Source organism: Serratia sp. BNK-17, assembly GCF_048684935.1.
Lineage (GTDB): Bacteria > Pseudomonadota > Gammaproteobacteria > Enterobacterales > Enterobacteriaceae > Serratia > Serratia nematodiphila.
The window spans coordinates 2,036,083-2,050,236 of sequence record NZ_JBLQTR010000001.1; the positions used below are offsets into that span (position 1 = coordinate 2,036,083).

The 14,154-nt window shown below is 53.3% G+C and carries 24 protein-coding genes; 20 read left to right on the forward strand and 4 right to left on the reverse strand.

Translation table 11 applies throughout. The annotated features are described in order from the left end of the window. Positions 1-28 precede the first annotated feature (28 nt). From rplN to ACMGF7_RS09785, 20 genes are all read left to right on the forward strand, one after another. Positions 29-400: a 50S ribosomal protein L14 gene (gene rplN / locus ACMGF7_RS09690; RefSeq protein WP_000613954.1), complete on the forward strand. Its 372-nt coding sequence runs from the start codon at positions 29-31 to the stop codon at positions 398-400. Positions 401-409: 9 nt separating this feature from the next. Next, positions 410-724, forward strand: a complete 315-nt coding sequence (gene rplX, locus ACMGF7_RS09695; RefSeq protein ID WP_004929758.1) for a 50S ribosomal protein L24 — start codon at positions 410-412, stop codon at positions 722-724. A 14-nt stretch (positions 725-738) separates the two neighbouring features. After that, positions 739-1,278, forward strand: coding sequence for a 50S ribosomal protein L5 (gene rplE, locus ACMGF7_RS09700; protein WP_004929756.1), 540 nt, complete (start codon positions 739-741; stop codon positions 1,276-1,278). Positions 1,279-1,291: 13 nt separating this feature from the next. Next, positions 1,292-1,597 (forward strand): 30S ribosomal protein S14, encoded by a 306-nt coding sequence (gene rpsN / locus ACMGF7_RS09705; protein ID WP_004929754.1) that lies wholly within the window; start codon positions 1,292-1,294, stop codon positions 1,595-1,597. Positions 1,598-1,627: 30 nt separating this feature from the next. Beyond that, a complete protein-coding gene (gene rpsH, locus ACMGF7_RS09710; RefSeq protein ID WP_004929753.1) occupies positions 1,628-2,020 on the forward strand; it encodes a 30S ribosomal protein S8 in 393 nt (130 codons plus the stop codon). Between the two features lie 14 nt (positions 2,021-2,034). After that, a complete protein-coding gene (rplF, locus tag ACMGF7_RS09715; RefSeq protein WP_004929751.1) occupies positions 2,035-2,568 on the forward strand; it encodes a 50S ribosomal protein L6 in 534 nt (177 codons plus the stop codon). Positions 2,569-2,577: 9 nt separating this feature from the next. Beyond that, positions 2,578-2,931 carry a 50S ribosomal protein L18 gene (gene rplR, locus ACMGF7_RS09720; protein ID WP_004929748.1) on the forward strand — a complete coding sequence of 118 codons (354 nt, stop codon included), beginning with the start codon at positions 2,578-2,580 and terminating at the stop codon, positions 2,929-2,931. A gap of 14 nt (positions 2,932-2,945) precedes the next feature. Further along, entirely contained in the window at positions 2,946-3,446 is a 501-nt protein-coding gene (gene rpsE, locus ACMGF7_RS09725) for a 30S ribosomal protein S5 (RefSeq protein WP_004929747.1), read from the forward strand. Positions 3,447-3,452: 6 nt separating this feature from the next. Then, positions 3,453-3,632, forward strand: a complete 180-nt coding sequence (gene rpmD / locus ACMGF7_RS09730) for a 50S ribosomal protein L30 (RefSeq protein WP_048232028.1) — start codon at positions 3,453-3,455, stop codon at positions 3,630-3,632. 3 nt (positions 3,633-3,635) lie between these two features. Beyond that, positions 3,636-4,070 (forward strand): 50S ribosomal protein L15, encoded by a 435-nt coding sequence (gene rplO / locus ACMGF7_RS09735; protein ID WP_004929742.1) that lies wholly within the window; start codon positions 3,636-3,638, stop codon positions 4,068-4,070. A gap of 7 nt (positions 4,071-4,077) precedes the next feature. Beyond that, complete coding sequence (secY, locus tag ACMGF7_RS09740; protein WP_004929740.1) at positions 4,078-5,409, forward strand: preprotein translocase subunit SecY; 1,332 nt, start codon at positions 4,078-4,080, stop codon at positions 5,407-5,409. A 33-nt stretch (positions 5,410-5,442) separates the two neighbouring features. Next, positions 5,443-5,559 (forward strand): 50S ribosomal protein L36, encoded by a 117-nt coding sequence (gene rpmJ / locus ACMGF7_RS09745; RefSeq protein ID WP_002227352.1) that lies wholly within the window; start codon positions 5,443-5,445, stop codon positions 5,557-5,559. A 148-nt stretch (positions 5,560-5,707) separates the two neighbouring features. Next, the gene (rpsM, locus tag ACMGF7_RS09750; protein WP_004929734.1) at positions 5,708-6,064 is read left to right on the forward strand and encodes a 30S ribosomal protein S13; all 357 of its coding nucleotides are present in this window, start codon (positions 5,708-5,710) and stop codon (positions 6,062-6,064) included. A gap of 16 nt (positions 6,065-6,080) precedes the next feature. After that, positions 6,081-6,470, forward strand: a complete 390-nt coding sequence (rpsK, locus tag ACMGF7_RS09755; RefSeq protein ID WP_004929731.1) for a 30S ribosomal protein S11 — start codon at positions 6,081-6,083, stop codon at positions 6,468-6,470. A gap of 30 nt (positions 6,471-6,500) precedes the next feature. Continuing rightward, positions 6,501-7,121, forward strand: a complete 621-nt coding sequence (gene rpsD, locus ACMGF7_RS09760) for a 30S ribosomal protein S4 (protein WP_004929729.1) — start codon at positions 6,501-6,503, stop codon at positions 7,119-7,121. Between the two features lie 25 nt (positions 7,122-7,146). After that, positions 7,147-8,136: a DNA-directed RNA polymerase subunit alpha gene (locus ACMGF7_RS09765; protein WP_002919219.1), complete on the forward strand. Its 990-nt coding sequence runs from the start codon at positions 7,147-7,149 to the stop codon at positions 8,134-8,136. Positions 8,137-8,176: 40 nt separating this feature from the next. Then, complete coding sequence (rplQ, locus tag ACMGF7_RS09770) at positions 8,177-8,566, forward strand: 50S ribosomal protein L17 (RefSeq protein WP_004929726.1); 390 nt, start codon at positions 8,177-8,179, stop codon at positions 8,564-8,566. Between the two features lie 148 nt (positions 8,567-8,714). Beyond that, on the forward strand, positions 8,715-9,089 hold the full coding sequence (locus ACMGF7_RS09775; protein ID WP_004929724.1) for a DUF1992 domain-containing protein: 375 nt from the start codon (positions 8,715-8,717) through the stop codon (positions 9,087-9,089). After that, positions 9,089-9,520 carry a Zn(2+)-responsive transcriptional regulator gene (zntR, locus tag ACMGF7_RS09780; RefSeq protein ID WP_016930321.1) on the forward strand — a complete coding sequence of 144 codons (432 nt, stop codon included), beginning with the start codon at positions 9,089-9,091 and terminating at the stop codon, positions 9,518-9,520. The genes ACMGF7_RS09775 and zntR overlap by 1 nt, the downstream gene beginning before the upstream one ends. Positions 9,521-9,595: 75 nt before the next feature. After that, entirely contained in the window at positions 9,596-9,802 is a 207-nt protein-coding gene (locus tag ACMGF7_RS09785) for an alternative ribosome-rescue factor A (RefSeq protein WP_004929720.1), read from the forward strand. 57 nt (positions 9,803-9,859) lie between these two features. On the opposite strand, the gene mscL is transcribed toward ACMGF7_RS09785, so the two are convergent. The 4 genes from mscL to fmt all read right to left on the reverse strand — a co-directional run bounded on the left by mscL (position 9,860) and on the right by fmt (position 14,152). Continuing rightward, positions 9,860-10,276 carry a large-conductance mechanosensitive channel protein MscL gene (gene mscL, locus ACMGF7_RS09790; RefSeq protein WP_015379263.1) on the reverse strand — a complete coding sequence of 139 codons (417 nt, stop codon included), beginning with the start codon at positions 10,274-10,276 and terminating at the stop codon, positions 9,860-9,862. Positions 10,277-10,413: 137 nt separating this feature from the next. Further along, the gene (trkA, locus tag ACMGF7_RS09795; protein WP_004929716.1) at positions 10,414-11,790 is read right to left on the reverse strand and encodes a Trk system potassium transporter TrkA; all 1,377 of its coding nucleotides are present in this window, start codon (positions 11,788-11,790) and stop codon (positions 10,414-10,416) included. A gap of 55 nt (positions 11,791-11,845) precedes the next feature. After that, positions 11,846-13,135 carry a 16S rRNA (cytosine(967)-C(5))-methyltransferase RsmB gene (gene rsmB / locus ACMGF7_RS09800; protein ID WP_049241889.1) on the reverse strand — a complete coding sequence of 430 codons (1,290 nt, stop codon included), beginning with the start codon at positions 13,133-13,135 and terminating at the stop codon, positions 11,846-11,848. 72 nt (positions 13,136-13,207) lie between these two features. After that, positions 13,208-14,152 carry a methionyl-tRNA formyltransferase gene (gene fmt / locus ACMGF7_RS09805; protein WP_049241887.1) on the reverse strand — a complete coding sequence of 315 codons (945 nt, stop codon included), beginning with the start codon at positions 14,150-14,152 and terminating at the stop codon, positions 13,208-13,210. Positions 14,153-14,154: the final 2 nt, after the last annotated feature.

Below are 14,154 nucleotides of genomic sequence, written 5' to 3' on the forward strand. Positions count from 1 at the left end.
TAGTAGTTGACATTAGCGGAGCACTAAAATGATCCAAGAACAGACTATGCTGAACGTCGCCGACAACTCCGGTGCACGTCGCGTAATGTGTATCAAGGTTCTAGGTGGCTCGCACCGTCGCTACGCAGGCGTCGGCGACATCATCAAAATTACCATCAAGGAAGCAATTCCTCGCGGTAAGGTGAAGAAAGGCGATGTTCTGAAGGCGGTAGTGGTGCGCACCAAGAAGGGTGTACGTCGCCCGGACGGTTCTGTCATTCGCTTCGATGGCAATGCATGCGTTATTTTGAACAATAACAGCGAGCAGCCAATCGGTACGCGTATTTTTGGGCCGGTAACTCGTGAACTGCGTAATGAGAAGTTCATGAAAATTATCTCTCTGGCACCAGAAGTACTCTAAGGAGCGAACATGGCAGCGAAGATCCGTCGTGATGACGAAGTTATCGTGATTACCGGGAAAGACAAAGGTAAGCGCGGTAAAGTAAAAAATGTCCTGTCTGCTGGCAAGGTCATTGTTGAAGGCATCAACCTGGTTAAGAAACACCAGAAGCCGGTTCCGGCTCTGAACCAACCAGGCGGCATTGTTGAGAAAGAAGCTGCAATTCAGGTTTCTAACATTGCTATCTTCAACGCGGCTACCGGCAAGGCTGACCGTGTAGGCTTTAGATTCGAAGACGGCAAAAAAGTCCGTTTCTTCAAGTCTAACAGCGAAACTATCAAGTAATTTGGAGTAATACGATGGCGAAACTGCATGATTACTACAAAGACGAGGTAGTCAAACAACTGATGTCTCAGTTTGATTACAACTCTGTCATGCAAGTCCCTCGGGTCGAGAAGATCACCCTGAACATGGGTGTTGGTGAAGCGATTGCTGACAAGAAACTGCTGGATAACGCCGCAGCGGACCTGGCAGCCATCTCCGGTCAAAAACCGTTGATCACCAAAGCCCGCAAATCTGTTGCAGGCTTCAAAATCCGTCAGGGCTATCCGATCGGCTGTAAAGTAACTCTGCGTGGCGAACGCATGTGGGAGTTCTTTGAGCGTCTGATCTCCATTGCTGTTCCACGTATCCGTGACTTCCGTGGCCTGTCCGCCAAGTCATTCGATGGCCGTGGCAACTACAGCATGGGCGTGCGTGAGCAAATCATCTTCCCAGAAATCGACTACGACAAAGTCGATCGCGTTCGTGGTTTGGATATTACCATTACCACTACTGCGAAATCTGATGATGAAGGCCGCGCGCTGCTGGCTGCTTTTAACTTCCCGTTCCGCAAGTAAGGCAGGGTTACTGATGGCTAAGCAATCAATGAAAGCACGCGAAGTCAAGCGCGTGAAATTAGCTGACAAGTTCTTTGCAAAACGCGCTGAACTGAAAGCTATTATCTCTGATGTGAACGCATCCGATGAAGATCGTTGGAATGCCGTTCTCAAGCTGCAAACTCTGCCGCGTGATTCCAGCCCGTCTCGTCAGCGTAAACGCTGCCGCCAAACTGGCCGTCCACATGGTTATGTGGGCAAATTCGGGTTGAGCCGTATTAAGCTTCGTGAAGCCGCTATGCGCGGTGAAGTACCAGGCTTGAAAAAGGCTAGCTGGTAATTACCAATTGAATCACGGGAGTAAAGACAGATGAGCATGCAAGATCCGATCGCGGATATGCTGACCCGTATCCGTAACGGTCAAGCCGCGAACAAAGTTGCGGTCACCATGCCTTCCTCCAAGCTGAAAGTGGCAATTGCCAACGTGCTGAAGGAAGAAGGTTTTATTGAAGATTTCAAAATCGAAGGCGACGCCAAGCCTGTTCTGGAACTGGTACTGAAGTACTTCCAGGGCAAAGCTGTGGTAGAAAGCATTCAACGTATCAGCCGTCCAGGTCTGCGCATCTACAAGAAAAAAGATGAGCTGCCAAAAGTTATGGCCGGTTTGGGTATCGCTGTTGTTTCTACCTCTAAAGGTGTTATGACCGATCGTGCAGCTCGCCAGGCTGGTCTGGGTGGCGAGATTATCTGCTACGTAGCTTAATTCGGGAGGAAAGAATGTCTCGTGTTGCAAAAGCACCCGTCGTCATTCCTGCCGGCGTAGAGGTAAAACTCAACGGTCAGGTTATTTCGATTAAGGGTAAAAACGGCGAGTTGACTCGTACTATCCACGACGCCGTTGAAGTGAAGCAAGAAGCTAACGCACTGACTTTCGCTCCGCGCGAAGGTTTTGCTAACGCATGGGCCCAAGCGGGTACTACGCGCGCTCTGCTGAACGCAATGGTTGTTGGTGTTACCGAAGGCTTCACCAAGAAGCTTCAACTGGTAGGTGTTGGTTATCGTGCTGCCGTTAAAGGCAACGTGGTGAATTTGGCCCTGGGCTTCTCTCACCCTATCGATCACCAGCTGCCGGCAGGTATCACTGCTGAATGCCCAAGCCAAACTGAAATCGTGCTGAAAGGCGCTGATAAGCAGGTAATTGGCCAGGTAGCAGCAGATCTGCGCGCTTACCGTCGTCCTGAGCCTTACAAAGGCAAGGGTGTTCGTTACGCCGACGAAGTCGTGCGTACCAAAGAGGCTAAGAAGAAGTAAGGTAACACTATGGATAAGAAATCTGCTCGTATCCGTCGTGCGACCCGCGCACGCCGCAAGCTCCAAGAGCTGGGTGCAACCCGCCTGGTGGTACATCGTACCCCGCGTCACATTTACGCACAGGTGATTGCTCCAAACGGTTCTGAAGTACTGGTAGCCGCTTCTACTTTAGAAAAAGCTATCGCGGAGCAACTGAAGTATTCCGGTAACAAAGACGCAGCAGCAGCCGTAGGTAAAGCTCTGGCTGAGCGCGCGTTGGAAAAAGGGATTGCGAAAGTATCCTTTGACCGTTCCGGTTTCCAATATCATGGTCGAGTCCAGGCACTGGCAGATGCTGCCCGTGAAGCTGGCCTTCAGTTCTAAGGAAGAGGTTTAAGATGGCTCACATCGAAAAACAAGCTGGCGAACTGCAGGAAAAGCTGATCGCGGTAAACCGCGTATCTAAAACCGTAAAAGGTGGCCGTATTTTCAGCTTTACCGCACTGACTGTAGTTGGTGATGGTAACGGTCGCGTTGGTTTTGGCTACGGCAAAGCACGCGAAGTTCCAGCAGCGATCCAGAAAGCGATGGAAAAAGCCCGTCGCAACATGATGAACGTCGCGCTGAACAGCGGCACCCTGCAGCACCCTGTTAAGGGCGCTCACACGGGTTCTCGCGTGTTCATGCAGCCTGCTCATGAAGGTACCGGTATCATCGCGGGCGGTGCAATGCGCGCCGTTCTCGAAGTTGCTGGGGTGCACAACGTATTGGCTAAAGCTTATGGTTCCACCAACCCGATCAACGTGGTTCGTGCAACTATCGACGCTCTGGCGAATATGAAGTCTCCTGAAATGGTCGCTGCTAAGCGTGGTAAATCCGTTGCCGACATTCTGGGGTAATTGACCATGGCTAAGACTATTAAAGTTACACAAACTCGCAGCTCAATTGGCCGTCTGCCGAAGCATAAAGCTACTCTGCTCGGTCTGGGTCTGCGTCGTATTGGTCACACCGTAGAGCGCGAGGATACTCCTGCTGTTCGCGGTATGGTCAACCTGGTTTCCTACATGGTTAAAGTTGAGGAGTAACAGATGCGTTTAAATACTCTGTCTCCGGCTGAAGGTGCCAAGCATGCGCCTAAGCGTGTAGGTCGTGGTATTGGTTCTGGCCTGGGTAAAACCGGCGGCCGTGGTCACAAAGGTCAGAAGTCTCGTTCTGGCGGTGGCGTACGTCGTGGTTTCGAAGGTGGTCAGATGCCTCTGTACCGTCGTCTGCCGAAATTCGGCTTCACTTCACGCAAAGCGATGATCACGGCAGAAGTTCGTCTGTCTGAGCTGGCTCTGGTTGAAGGCGATGTTATCGACCTGAACGCGCTGAAAGCCGCTAACGTAGTTGGTGTCCAGATCGAATTCGCGAAAGTTGTACTTTCTGGCGAAGTCGCTCGTCCGGTAACCCTGCGTGGTCTGCGTGTCACCAAAGGCGCTCGTGCTGCTATCGAGGCTGCTGGCGGTAAAATTGAGGAATAAGTAGCAGATGGCTAAGCAACCAGGATTAGATTTTCAAAGTGCTAAAGGCGGGCTCGGCGAGCTGAAGCGCAGACTTTTGTTTGTCATCGGCGCGCTGATTGTCTTCCGCATCGGCTCTTTCATTCCGATTCCTGGTATCGATGCCACTGTGCTTGCCAAATTGCTTGAGCAGCAGAGAGGCACTATCATTGAAATGTTTAACATGTTCTCTGGTGGTGCCCTCAGCCGTGCTTCTATCTTTGCTCTGGGGATCATGCCGTATATCTCGGCGTCGATCATTATCCAGCTGCTGACGGTGGTTCATCCGGCGTTGGCGGAAATCAAGAAAGAAGGGGAGGCTGGCCGTCGCAAGATTAGCCAGTACACCCGCTACGGTACGCTGGTATTGGCCATATTCCAGTCGATCGGTATTGCTACCGGTCTGCCGAATATGCCTGGTATGCAGGGCCTGGTGTTAAACCCAGGCTTTGCATTCTACTTTACTGCGGTTGTGAGCCTGGTAACCGGGACAATGTTCCTGATGTGGCTGGGTGAGCAGATTACTGAGCGCGGTATCGGCAACGGTATCTCGATCATTATCTTCGCGGGTATTGTAGCGGGGCTCCCGCCGGCAGTGGCCCATACTATTGAGCAAGCGCGGCAAGGCGACCTGCACTTCCTCCTGCTGCTGTTGGTTGCAGTATTGGTGTTTGCAGTAACCTTCTTCGTTGTTTTCATCGAGCGTGGTCAACGTCGTATCGTCGTTAACTATGCGAAGCGTCAACAAGGTCGTCGTGTTTATGCAGCACAGAGTACACACTTACCGTTGAAAGTGAACATGGCGGGTGTTATCCCGGCGATTTTCGCTTCCAGCATTATTCTGTTCCCGGCCACGATTGCATCATGGTTTGGGGGCGGTACCGGTTGGAACTGGCTGACTACGATTTCGCTGTATTTGCAGCCAGGGCAACCGCTTTATGTGTTACTCTATGCGTCTGCAATCATCTTCTTCTGTTTCTTCTACACGGCGTTGGTTTTCAACCCGCGTGAGACAGCAGATAACCTGAAGAAGTCCGGTGCCTTCGTACCAGGAATTCGTCCGGGAGAGCAAACGGCGAAGTATATCGATAAAGTAATGACGCGTTTAACCCTGGTGGGCGCGATGTACATTACTTTCATCTGCCTGATCCCGGAGTTCATGCGTGATGCAATGAAAGTACCATTCTACTTTGGTGGTACCTCGCTACTGATCGTGGTTGTCGTCATCATGGACTTTATGGCTCAAGTGCAAACTCTGATGATGTCAAGTCAGTACGAGTCTGCATTGAAGAAAGCAAATCTGAAAGGCTATAACCGCTAGTCAGATTCGTTTGAGAAGTTACGGAGAGTAAAAATGAAAGTTCGTGCTTCCGTCAAGAAATTATGTCGTAACTGCAAAATCGTTAAGCGTAACGGTGTCGTTCGTGTGATTTGCAGCGCCGAGCCGAAGCATAAACAGCGTCAAGGCTGATTATCTCGCATATTTTTCTTGCAAAGTTGGGTTGAGCTGGCTAGATTAGCCAGCCAATCTTTTGTATGTCGCACTGCAACATTATTTGAGTATCCTGAAAACGGGCTTTTCAGAATGGTGTTGCTGTATAAAATAGTAGGAGTGCATAGTGGCCCGTATAGCAGGCATTAACATTCCTGATCATAAACATACCGTTATCGCCTTAACGTCGATCTTCGGTATCGGTAAAACCCGTTCACAGGCTATCTGTGCATCTACGGGTATTGCTGAAAATGTTAAGATCAGTGAGCTGTCTGAAGAGCAAATCGAAAAGCTTCGTGATGCAGTTGCCAAATACACCGTTGAGGGTGATTTGCGTCGTGAAATTACCCTGAGCATCAAGCGTCTTATGGACCTTGGTTGCTATCGTGGTTTGCGTCATCGTCGTGGTCTGCCGGTACGCGGTCAGCGCACCAAGACCAACGCTCGTACCCGTAAGGGTCCGCGCAAGCCGATCAAGAAATAATCGGGGTTATTGAATAATGGCAAAGGCACCTGTTCGTACACGTAAGCGTGTAAGAAAGCAAGTCTCTGACGGCGTGGCTCATATCCATGCTTCTTTCAACAACACCATCGTTACCATCACTGATCGTCAGGGTAATGCTTTGGGTTGGGCAACAGCCGGTGGTTCCGGTTTCCGTGGTTCTCGTAAGTCCACTCCGTTCGCAGCACAGGTTGCAGCAGAACGTTGTGCTGACGCAGTGAAAGAATACGGTATCAAGAACCTGGAAGTTATGGTTAAAGGACCTGGTCCTGGTCGTGAGTCTACTATCCGCGCTCTGAACGCGGCTGGTTTCCGCATCACTAACATTACTGATGTGACTCCGATCCCTCATAACGGTTGTCGTCCGCCGAAAAAGCGCCGCGTGTAACGCAGCTTTTAGGATTGTTGGAGAAAGAAAATGGCAAGATATTTGGGTCCTAAGCTCAAGCTGAGCCGTCGTGAGGGCACAGACCTGTTCCTTAAGTCTGGCGTTCGCGCGATCGATTCCAAGTGTAAAATTGAACAAGCACCTGGTCAGCACGGTGCGCGTAAACCGCGTCTGTCTGATTACGGTGTTCAGTTGCGTGAGAAGCAGAAAGTTCGTCGTATGTACGGCATTCTGGAGCGTCAATTCCGCAACTATTACAAAGAAGCAACCCGCCTGAAGGGCAACACCGGTGAAAACCTGTTGCAGCTGCTGGAAGGTCGTCTGGACAACGTTGTTTACCGTATGGGCTTCGGCGCTACTCGTGCAGAGTCACGTCAGCTGGTTAGCCACAAAGCAGTTATGGTAAACGGTCGCGTTGTTAACATCGCTTCTTATCAGGTATCTCCGAATGACGTAGTCAGCATCCGCGAGAAAGCTAAAAAGCAGTCTCGTGTTAAAGCTTCTCTGGAGCTGGCTGAGCAGCGTGAAAAGCCGACTTGGCTGGAAGTTGATGCTGCTAAGATGGAAGGCGTGTTCAAGCGTATGCCTGAACGTACCGATCTGTCTGCGGACATTAACGAACACCTGATCGTCGAGCTTTACTCCAAGTAAAGCTTAGTACCAAAGAGAGGACACAATGCAGGGTTCTGTGACAGAGTTTCTAAAACCGCGCCTGGTAGATATCGAGCAAGTCAGTTCGACGCACGCCAAGGTGACCCTTGAGCCTTTAGAGCGTGGCTTTGGCCATACTCTTGGCAACGCACTGCGCCGTATTCTGCTTTCATCTATGCCGGGTTGCGCGGTGACCGAGGTTGAGATTGATGGTGTACTGCATGAGTACAGCACCAAAGAAGGCGTACAGGAAGATATCCTGGAGATCCTGCTCAACCTGAAAGGGCTGGCGGTGAGAGTTCAAGGCAAAGACGAAGTTATTCTTACCCTGAATAAATCTGGCATTGGCCCTGTGACCGCTGCCGACATCACCCATGATGGTGATGTCGAAATCGTCAAGCCTCAGCACGTGATTTGCCACCTGACTGATGAGAACGCGGCTATCAGCATGCGTATCAAAGTTCAGCGCGGTCGCGGTTATGTGCCGGCTTCTGCCCGAATTCATTCGGAAGAAGATGAGCGCCCAATCGGTCGTCTGTTGGTTGACGCCTGCTACAGCCCTGTAGAGCGTATCGCCTACAATGTTGAAGCTGCGCGTGTAGAACAGCGTACTGACTTGGATAAGCTGGTCATCGAAATGGAGACCAATGGCACGATCGATCCTGAAGAGGCGATCCGCCGTGCGGCCACCATTCTGGCTGAACAACTTGAAGCTTTCGTTGACCTGCGTGATGTGCGTCAGCCGGAAGTTAAAGAAGAGAAACCGGAATTCGATCCGATCTTGCTGCGCCCTGTTGACGATCTGGAATTGACTGTCCGCTCTGCTAACTGCCTCAAGGCAGAAGCTATCCACTACATCGGTGATCTGGTACAGCGTACCGAGGTTGAGTTGCTGAAAACGCCAAACCTGGGTAAAAAATCTCTTACCGAGATTAAAGACGTGCTGGCCTCACGTGGTCTGTCTCTGGGCATGCGCCTGGAAAACTGGCCGCCGGCAAGCATTGCTGACGAGTAACCGGATCACAGGTTAAGGTTTTACTGAGAAGGATAAGGTCATGCGCCATCGTAAGAGTGGTCGTCAACTGAACCGTAACAGCAGCCATCGCCAGGCTATGTTCCGTAACATGGCCGGCTCTTTGGTTCGTCATGAGATCATCAAGACGACCCTGCCAAAAGCAAAAGAGCTGCGTCGCGTTGTTGAGCCGCTGATTACTCTTGCCAAGACCGACAGCGTAGCTAATCGTCGTCTGGCATTCGCCCGTACTCGTGATAACGAGATCGTGGCAAAACTGTTTAACGAGCTGGGCCCGCGTTTCGCGAGCCGTGCCGGTGGTTACACTCGCATTCTGAAGTGTGGCTTCCGCGCAGGCGACAACGCGCCGATGGCATACATCGAGCTGGTTGATCGTGCTGAGTCTCAAGCAGAAGTAGCAACTGCAGAGTAATCTGTAGACGCGTAAAAAAACCGGGCTTGCCCGGTTTTTTTACGTCCAAATCCAGCCAAATGTGCGCAATTCCCCTGCAGTGCTTAAGATCCCCGCCCCTATCCGCTATGCTAAGGCTTATTCATTAGGCTAACCGAGGCTGTCTGTCATGGGGTTGCTTGATCAATGGGCGGAACGTCATATCCTTGATGCTCAGGATAAAGGCGAGTTCGACAACCTGCCTGGCCAGGGGCAGCCGCTGGCGCTGGAAGATGACAGCGCGGTGCCGCCCGAGCTACGCGCCGGTTACCGTTTGCTGAAAAATGCCGGTTACCTGCCGCCGGCGCTGGAAGATCGTAAAGAGGCGTTGACCGTTGCTCGCTTGCTGCAAGAGATTAATAGCGAACATCCGGACTATGTCGATCTCAGCAAGCGCATGGCGCTACTGGAGCACCGGCTGCGTCAGGCTGGGATGAGCACCGATTTCTTGCATGGCGAATATCAGCGCGCGCTTGATGGCAAGTTCACCCGAGAGGAGCGGTAATGTTCAAGATAGGTCAGTTGGCCAAGCTCGCCGAAGTGACGCCGGATACCGTGCGTTACTATGAAAAGCAGGGCATGATGGATCACAATGTCCGCACCGAAGGCGGTTATCGGCTGTATACGGAGCAGGACCTGCAGCGGCTGCGTTTTATTCGCTATGCCAAACAGTTGGGCTTTACTCTGGAAACGATCGCCGAACTGCTGTCGATCCGGGTTGATCCTGAACACCATACCTGCCAGGAATCGAAGTCGATCGTCGATGCTCGCCTGAGTGAAGTTGAAAGCAAGTTGGCGGAGCTGACCCGCATGCGCGAATCGTTGAAACGCTTGAGTGATGCCTGCTGTGGCACCGCCCATACCAGCAACTATTGTTCTATTCTGGAAGCCTTGGAACAGGGCGCCAGCGATGATAAAGGCAAAAAAGGTTGCTGACGGCACTTTAATTTTTATATTGCCGGCAGTATTATCGGCTCGTTTTATTACCCTACCTTTTACAGGAGCATTACCATGACGAAATATCGTCACACTAAAGGCCAGATTCAAGATAACGCCATTGAGGCGCTGCTGCATGACCCGCTATTCCGCCAACGAGTGGAAAAGAATGTGAAAGGCAAAGGCAGCTACCGGCGTAAAGAAAAACACAACAAAGGCGGTAACTGGGAGGCCAGTGGCAAACTATCAAACGATAATTTACCACTGGCTTTCTGGTTTTAAGGCATTAAAAAAGCCACCTTCATCGGTGGCTTTTTATTGGCGTAACTTAATGCTGTTTTACAGCTTTGGCTGCTGTTGCTGGCTCAGCAAATCACGGATTTCCGTCAGCAGTTTCTCTTCTGCGGTTGGTTCTGGCGGCGCTGCCGGCGCTTCTTCCTGCTTGCGGCGCATCTTGTTCATCAGTTTAATCGCCAGGAAGATAGCGAAGGCGACAATCACAAAGTCAAATACGGTCTGGATGAATGAACCATAGTTCATTACCACCGCCGGTACGGCGCCCTGAGCTTCACGTAACACCAGATGGAACTGTTTAAAATCGACGCCGCCAATCAGTAAGCCCAACGGTGGCATGATGATATCAGCCACGAAGGACGAAACAATCTTGCCGAATGCAGCACCGATAATCACACCGACGGCCAGATCGACCACGTTGCCGCGCATGGCAAATTCGCGAAACTCTTTCAACATACTCATAGAACGCACCCCTTGCAGAATTAATAACTCAAGTTTAACAAAGCAATTTCCCTTTGCCACAAATGGCGAGAAGTTTTATCTCCTCCCAAGGCAGAGAACAACTACGCAATTATAGACCATCGCCTAATAAATTCGTTCTACAAGAAGAACGGGCTCGGTTGGAACAAGCGTTCAACGTCCGGCACGAATTTCTTGTCGGTAATAAACATGATGACGTGATCGCCCTGTTCGATTTTGCTGTTGCCGTTGGCGATGATCACGTCGTCGCCACGCACGATCGCACCGATGGTGGTACCCGGTGGCAGCTTGATGTCTTCCACGATGCGGCCGACCACTTTAGATGTGCTTTCATCGCCGTGGGCAATCGCTTCGATCGCTTCTGCCACGCCGCGGCGCAGTGACGAGACGCTGACGATATCCGCTTTGCGCACATGCCCAAGCAGCGCGGAGATGGTTGCCTGCTGCGGGGAAATGGCAATATCGATCACGCTGCCTTGCACCAGATCGACATAGGCGCGGCGCTGGATCAATACCATCACCTTCTTGGCGCCCATGCGCTTGGCCAGCATGGCGGACATGATGTTGGCCTCATCGTCGTTGGTGATGGCGATGAAAACATCCACCTGCTCGACGTGCTCTTCGGCCAGCAGCTCCTGATCGGAGGCATCGCCGTAGAATACAATGGTGTCGTGCAGCTGTTCGGCCAGCTCGGCGGCGCGTTGCTGATTCCGCTCGATCAGTTTGACGTTGTAGTCTTTTTCCAGCTTGGCGGCCAGGCCGGCGCCGACGTTGCCGCCGCCGACGATCATGATGCGCTTATAGGGTTTTTCCAGCCGCTGCAGTTCGCTCATCACCGCGCGGATATGCTGTGAGGCGGCGACGAAGAACACTTCATCGCCGGCTTCGATAATGGTCGAGCCCTGCGGACGGATCGGACGATCCTGGCGGAATATGGCGGCGACGCGGGTATCGATATGCGGCATGTGCTCGCGCATTGAAGAGAGCGCATTGCCGACCAGCGGGCCGCCGTAATAGGCTTTAACCGCGGCGATGCTGACCTTGCCTTCGGCAAAGTTGACCACCTGCAGCGCGCCAGGGTATTCAATCAGCTTGTAGATATAGTCGATGACTAGCTGCTCCGGCGAAATCAGATGGTCGATTGGCACCGCTTCCGGCAGGAACAGTTTCTCCGACTCGCGGATGTATTCCGGCGCGCGGATACGGGCGATACGGTTAGGGGTATTAAACAGAGAATAGGCGATCTGGCAGGCGATCATGTTGGTTTCGTCGGAGTTGGTGACGGCGACCAGCATGTCGGCGTCTTCTGCGCCGGCTTCGCGCAGCACCCGAGGGTGGGAACCATGCCCCTGAACCACCCGCAAATCGAATTTATCCTGCAGCTGACGCAAGCGGCCGGAATCGGTATCGACGACGGTGATATCGTTGTTTTCACCCACCAGGTTTTCCGCCAGCGTCCCGCCAACCTGACCGGCACCAAGAATAATTATTTTCATCGTGTTCTCTGCTTCACACTGAAAGACTTAGGGCGCGCACGCACGCCCTGAAGCATTACATTTTAATCAGCTTAGCGTAAAAGAAGCCATCGCCGTCCTCGGGATGCGGGCTATTCTGTCGCCCTGGCCGCTGCGCATCGCCGGTTTCAACCAGCTTGGCATCGGCGTGGCGTTGCAAGAACGCGGCGATCTGGTTGCTGTTTTCATCCGGCAGGATAGAACAGGTGGCGTAAACCATCACTCCGCCTGATTTTAGATGCGGCCAGACGGCTTCCAGAATTTCTGCCTGCAGTGCGGCGAGTTCGGCGATGTCGCGATCGCGGCGCAGCCATTTGATGTCGGGATGACGGCGGATCACGCCGGTGGCGGAGCAAGGTGCGTCCAGAAGGATACGATCGAACTGCTTGTCCCCGCACCACTGCTGCGGAGTGCGGCCATCGCCCAGTTTAACCTCTGCGTGCAAACGCAGACGCTGCAGGTTCTCTTTGACTCGCGCCAGGCGCTGTTCGTCGATATCGACCGCCATGACGTGTGCTTTCGGCGCCGCTTCCAAAATATGCGTGGTTTTGCCGCCGGGTGCGGCGCACAGATCGAGGATCTGTTCGCCGTCTTGCGGATCCAACAGATCGACACAGCCCTGGGCCGAAGCATCTTGTACGGTGACCCAGCCTTCGGCGAACCCTGGCAGATCGGTCACGGCGCAAGGCGCCAGCAAACGCACTGCATCGGCATAGTCTGAATGAGTTTCCGCGGCGATGCCGGCGTCGTTCAGCAGCTGCAGATAAGCGTCACGGGTGTGATGCAGGCGGTTGACGCGCAGCCACATCGGCGGCTTCTGGTTATTGGCGTCGACGATCTGTTCCCAGTTGGCGGGATAAGCCTGTTGAATGCGTTTCAGTAACCAGCTGGGATGCAGATAGCGGCTGTCATTGTTGGCGGCGCGTTGCAACAGCTCTTCCTGCTGGCGTTGAAATTGGCGCAAGACGCCGTTAATCAGGCCTTTTAACTGCGGGCGTTTCAGCGCTACCGCACCTTCCACGGTTTCCGCCAGCACGGCGTGCGCCGGGATGCGGGTATACAGCAGCTGATACAGGCCGACCATCAGCAAGTAGTGCAGCGTACGCTGCTTACCGGTCAGCGGCTTGGCCATCAATTGCTGAATGCACCATTCGAGCTGCGGCAGCACGCGTAACGTGCCGAAACACAGCTCCTGCAGCAACCCGCGATCTTTGTCGCTGATGGAGGTTTGCAGCGCCGGCAGGACAGTGCTGAGCGACTGCCCCTGATCCAGCACCTGGCCGATGGCTTTGGCAGCGATGCTGCGGAGATTGTAATTATTTTTCATAGGCTGAAGCTGATAACGATCGGCATTAAGAAAATAACGGCCCGGCGATGAACGGCCGGGCAGTGGGGTGACTTACAGCCGGTTACCCGGGGTAAACCATTCACGACGTGAATTTAACAGGTCCTGCGCCGACATCGGTTTCTTACCGGCGGGCTGCAGCTGGATCAGATTGAGGATGCCGTCGGCGGTCGCCACCTGAATGCCTTGCTTGTCGGCATGGACAACGGTGCCCGGCTTCGCGTTGGCGCTTTGCGCCAGCACGCTGGCCTGCCAGACTTTTACCGGTTGATCGTCGATGGTGAAGTAGCTGATCGGCCAAGGGTTGAAGGCGCGGATGCAGCGCTCCAGTTGTGCAGCGGACAGGTTCCAGTCCAGGCGAGCTTCTTCTTTGCTCAGCTTCTCGGCGTAAGTGACCAACGCTTCGTCCTGTACTTCGCGGGTGGCGCTGCCGTCGGCCATTTGGCGCAGCGTCGTCAGCATGCCCTGCGGGCCGAGCTGGGCCAGTTTGCCGTAGAGACTGGCGCTGGTGTCGCTGCTCTCAATCGGGCAGGCGATCTTGTGCATCATGTCGCCGGTATCGAGGCCGGCGTCCATCTGCATGATGGTCACGCCGGTTTCGCTGTCGCCGGCCCAGAGCGAACGCTGGATCGGTGCCGCGCCGCGCCAGCGAGGCAGCAGCGAACCGTGTACGTTGATGCAACCGAGACGCGGCATATCCAGCACCGCTTGCGGCAGGATCAACCCGTAGGCAACAACCACCATCACGTCGGCGTTAAGATCGGCCACCAGGCGCTGGTTCTCTTCTGGGCGCAGCGATTTGGGCTGAAATACCGGCAGTTGGTGTTGTTCAGCCAGCACTTTTACCGGGCTTGGCGTCAACTTGTTGCCGCGGCCTGCCGGGCGGTCGGGCTGGGTAAAAACGCCGACAATCTGGTGCTCAGATGACAACAGCGCGTCAAGATGACGCGCTGCGAAGTCTGGTGTTCCGGCGAAAATAATCCGTAAAGAGTCAGACACGT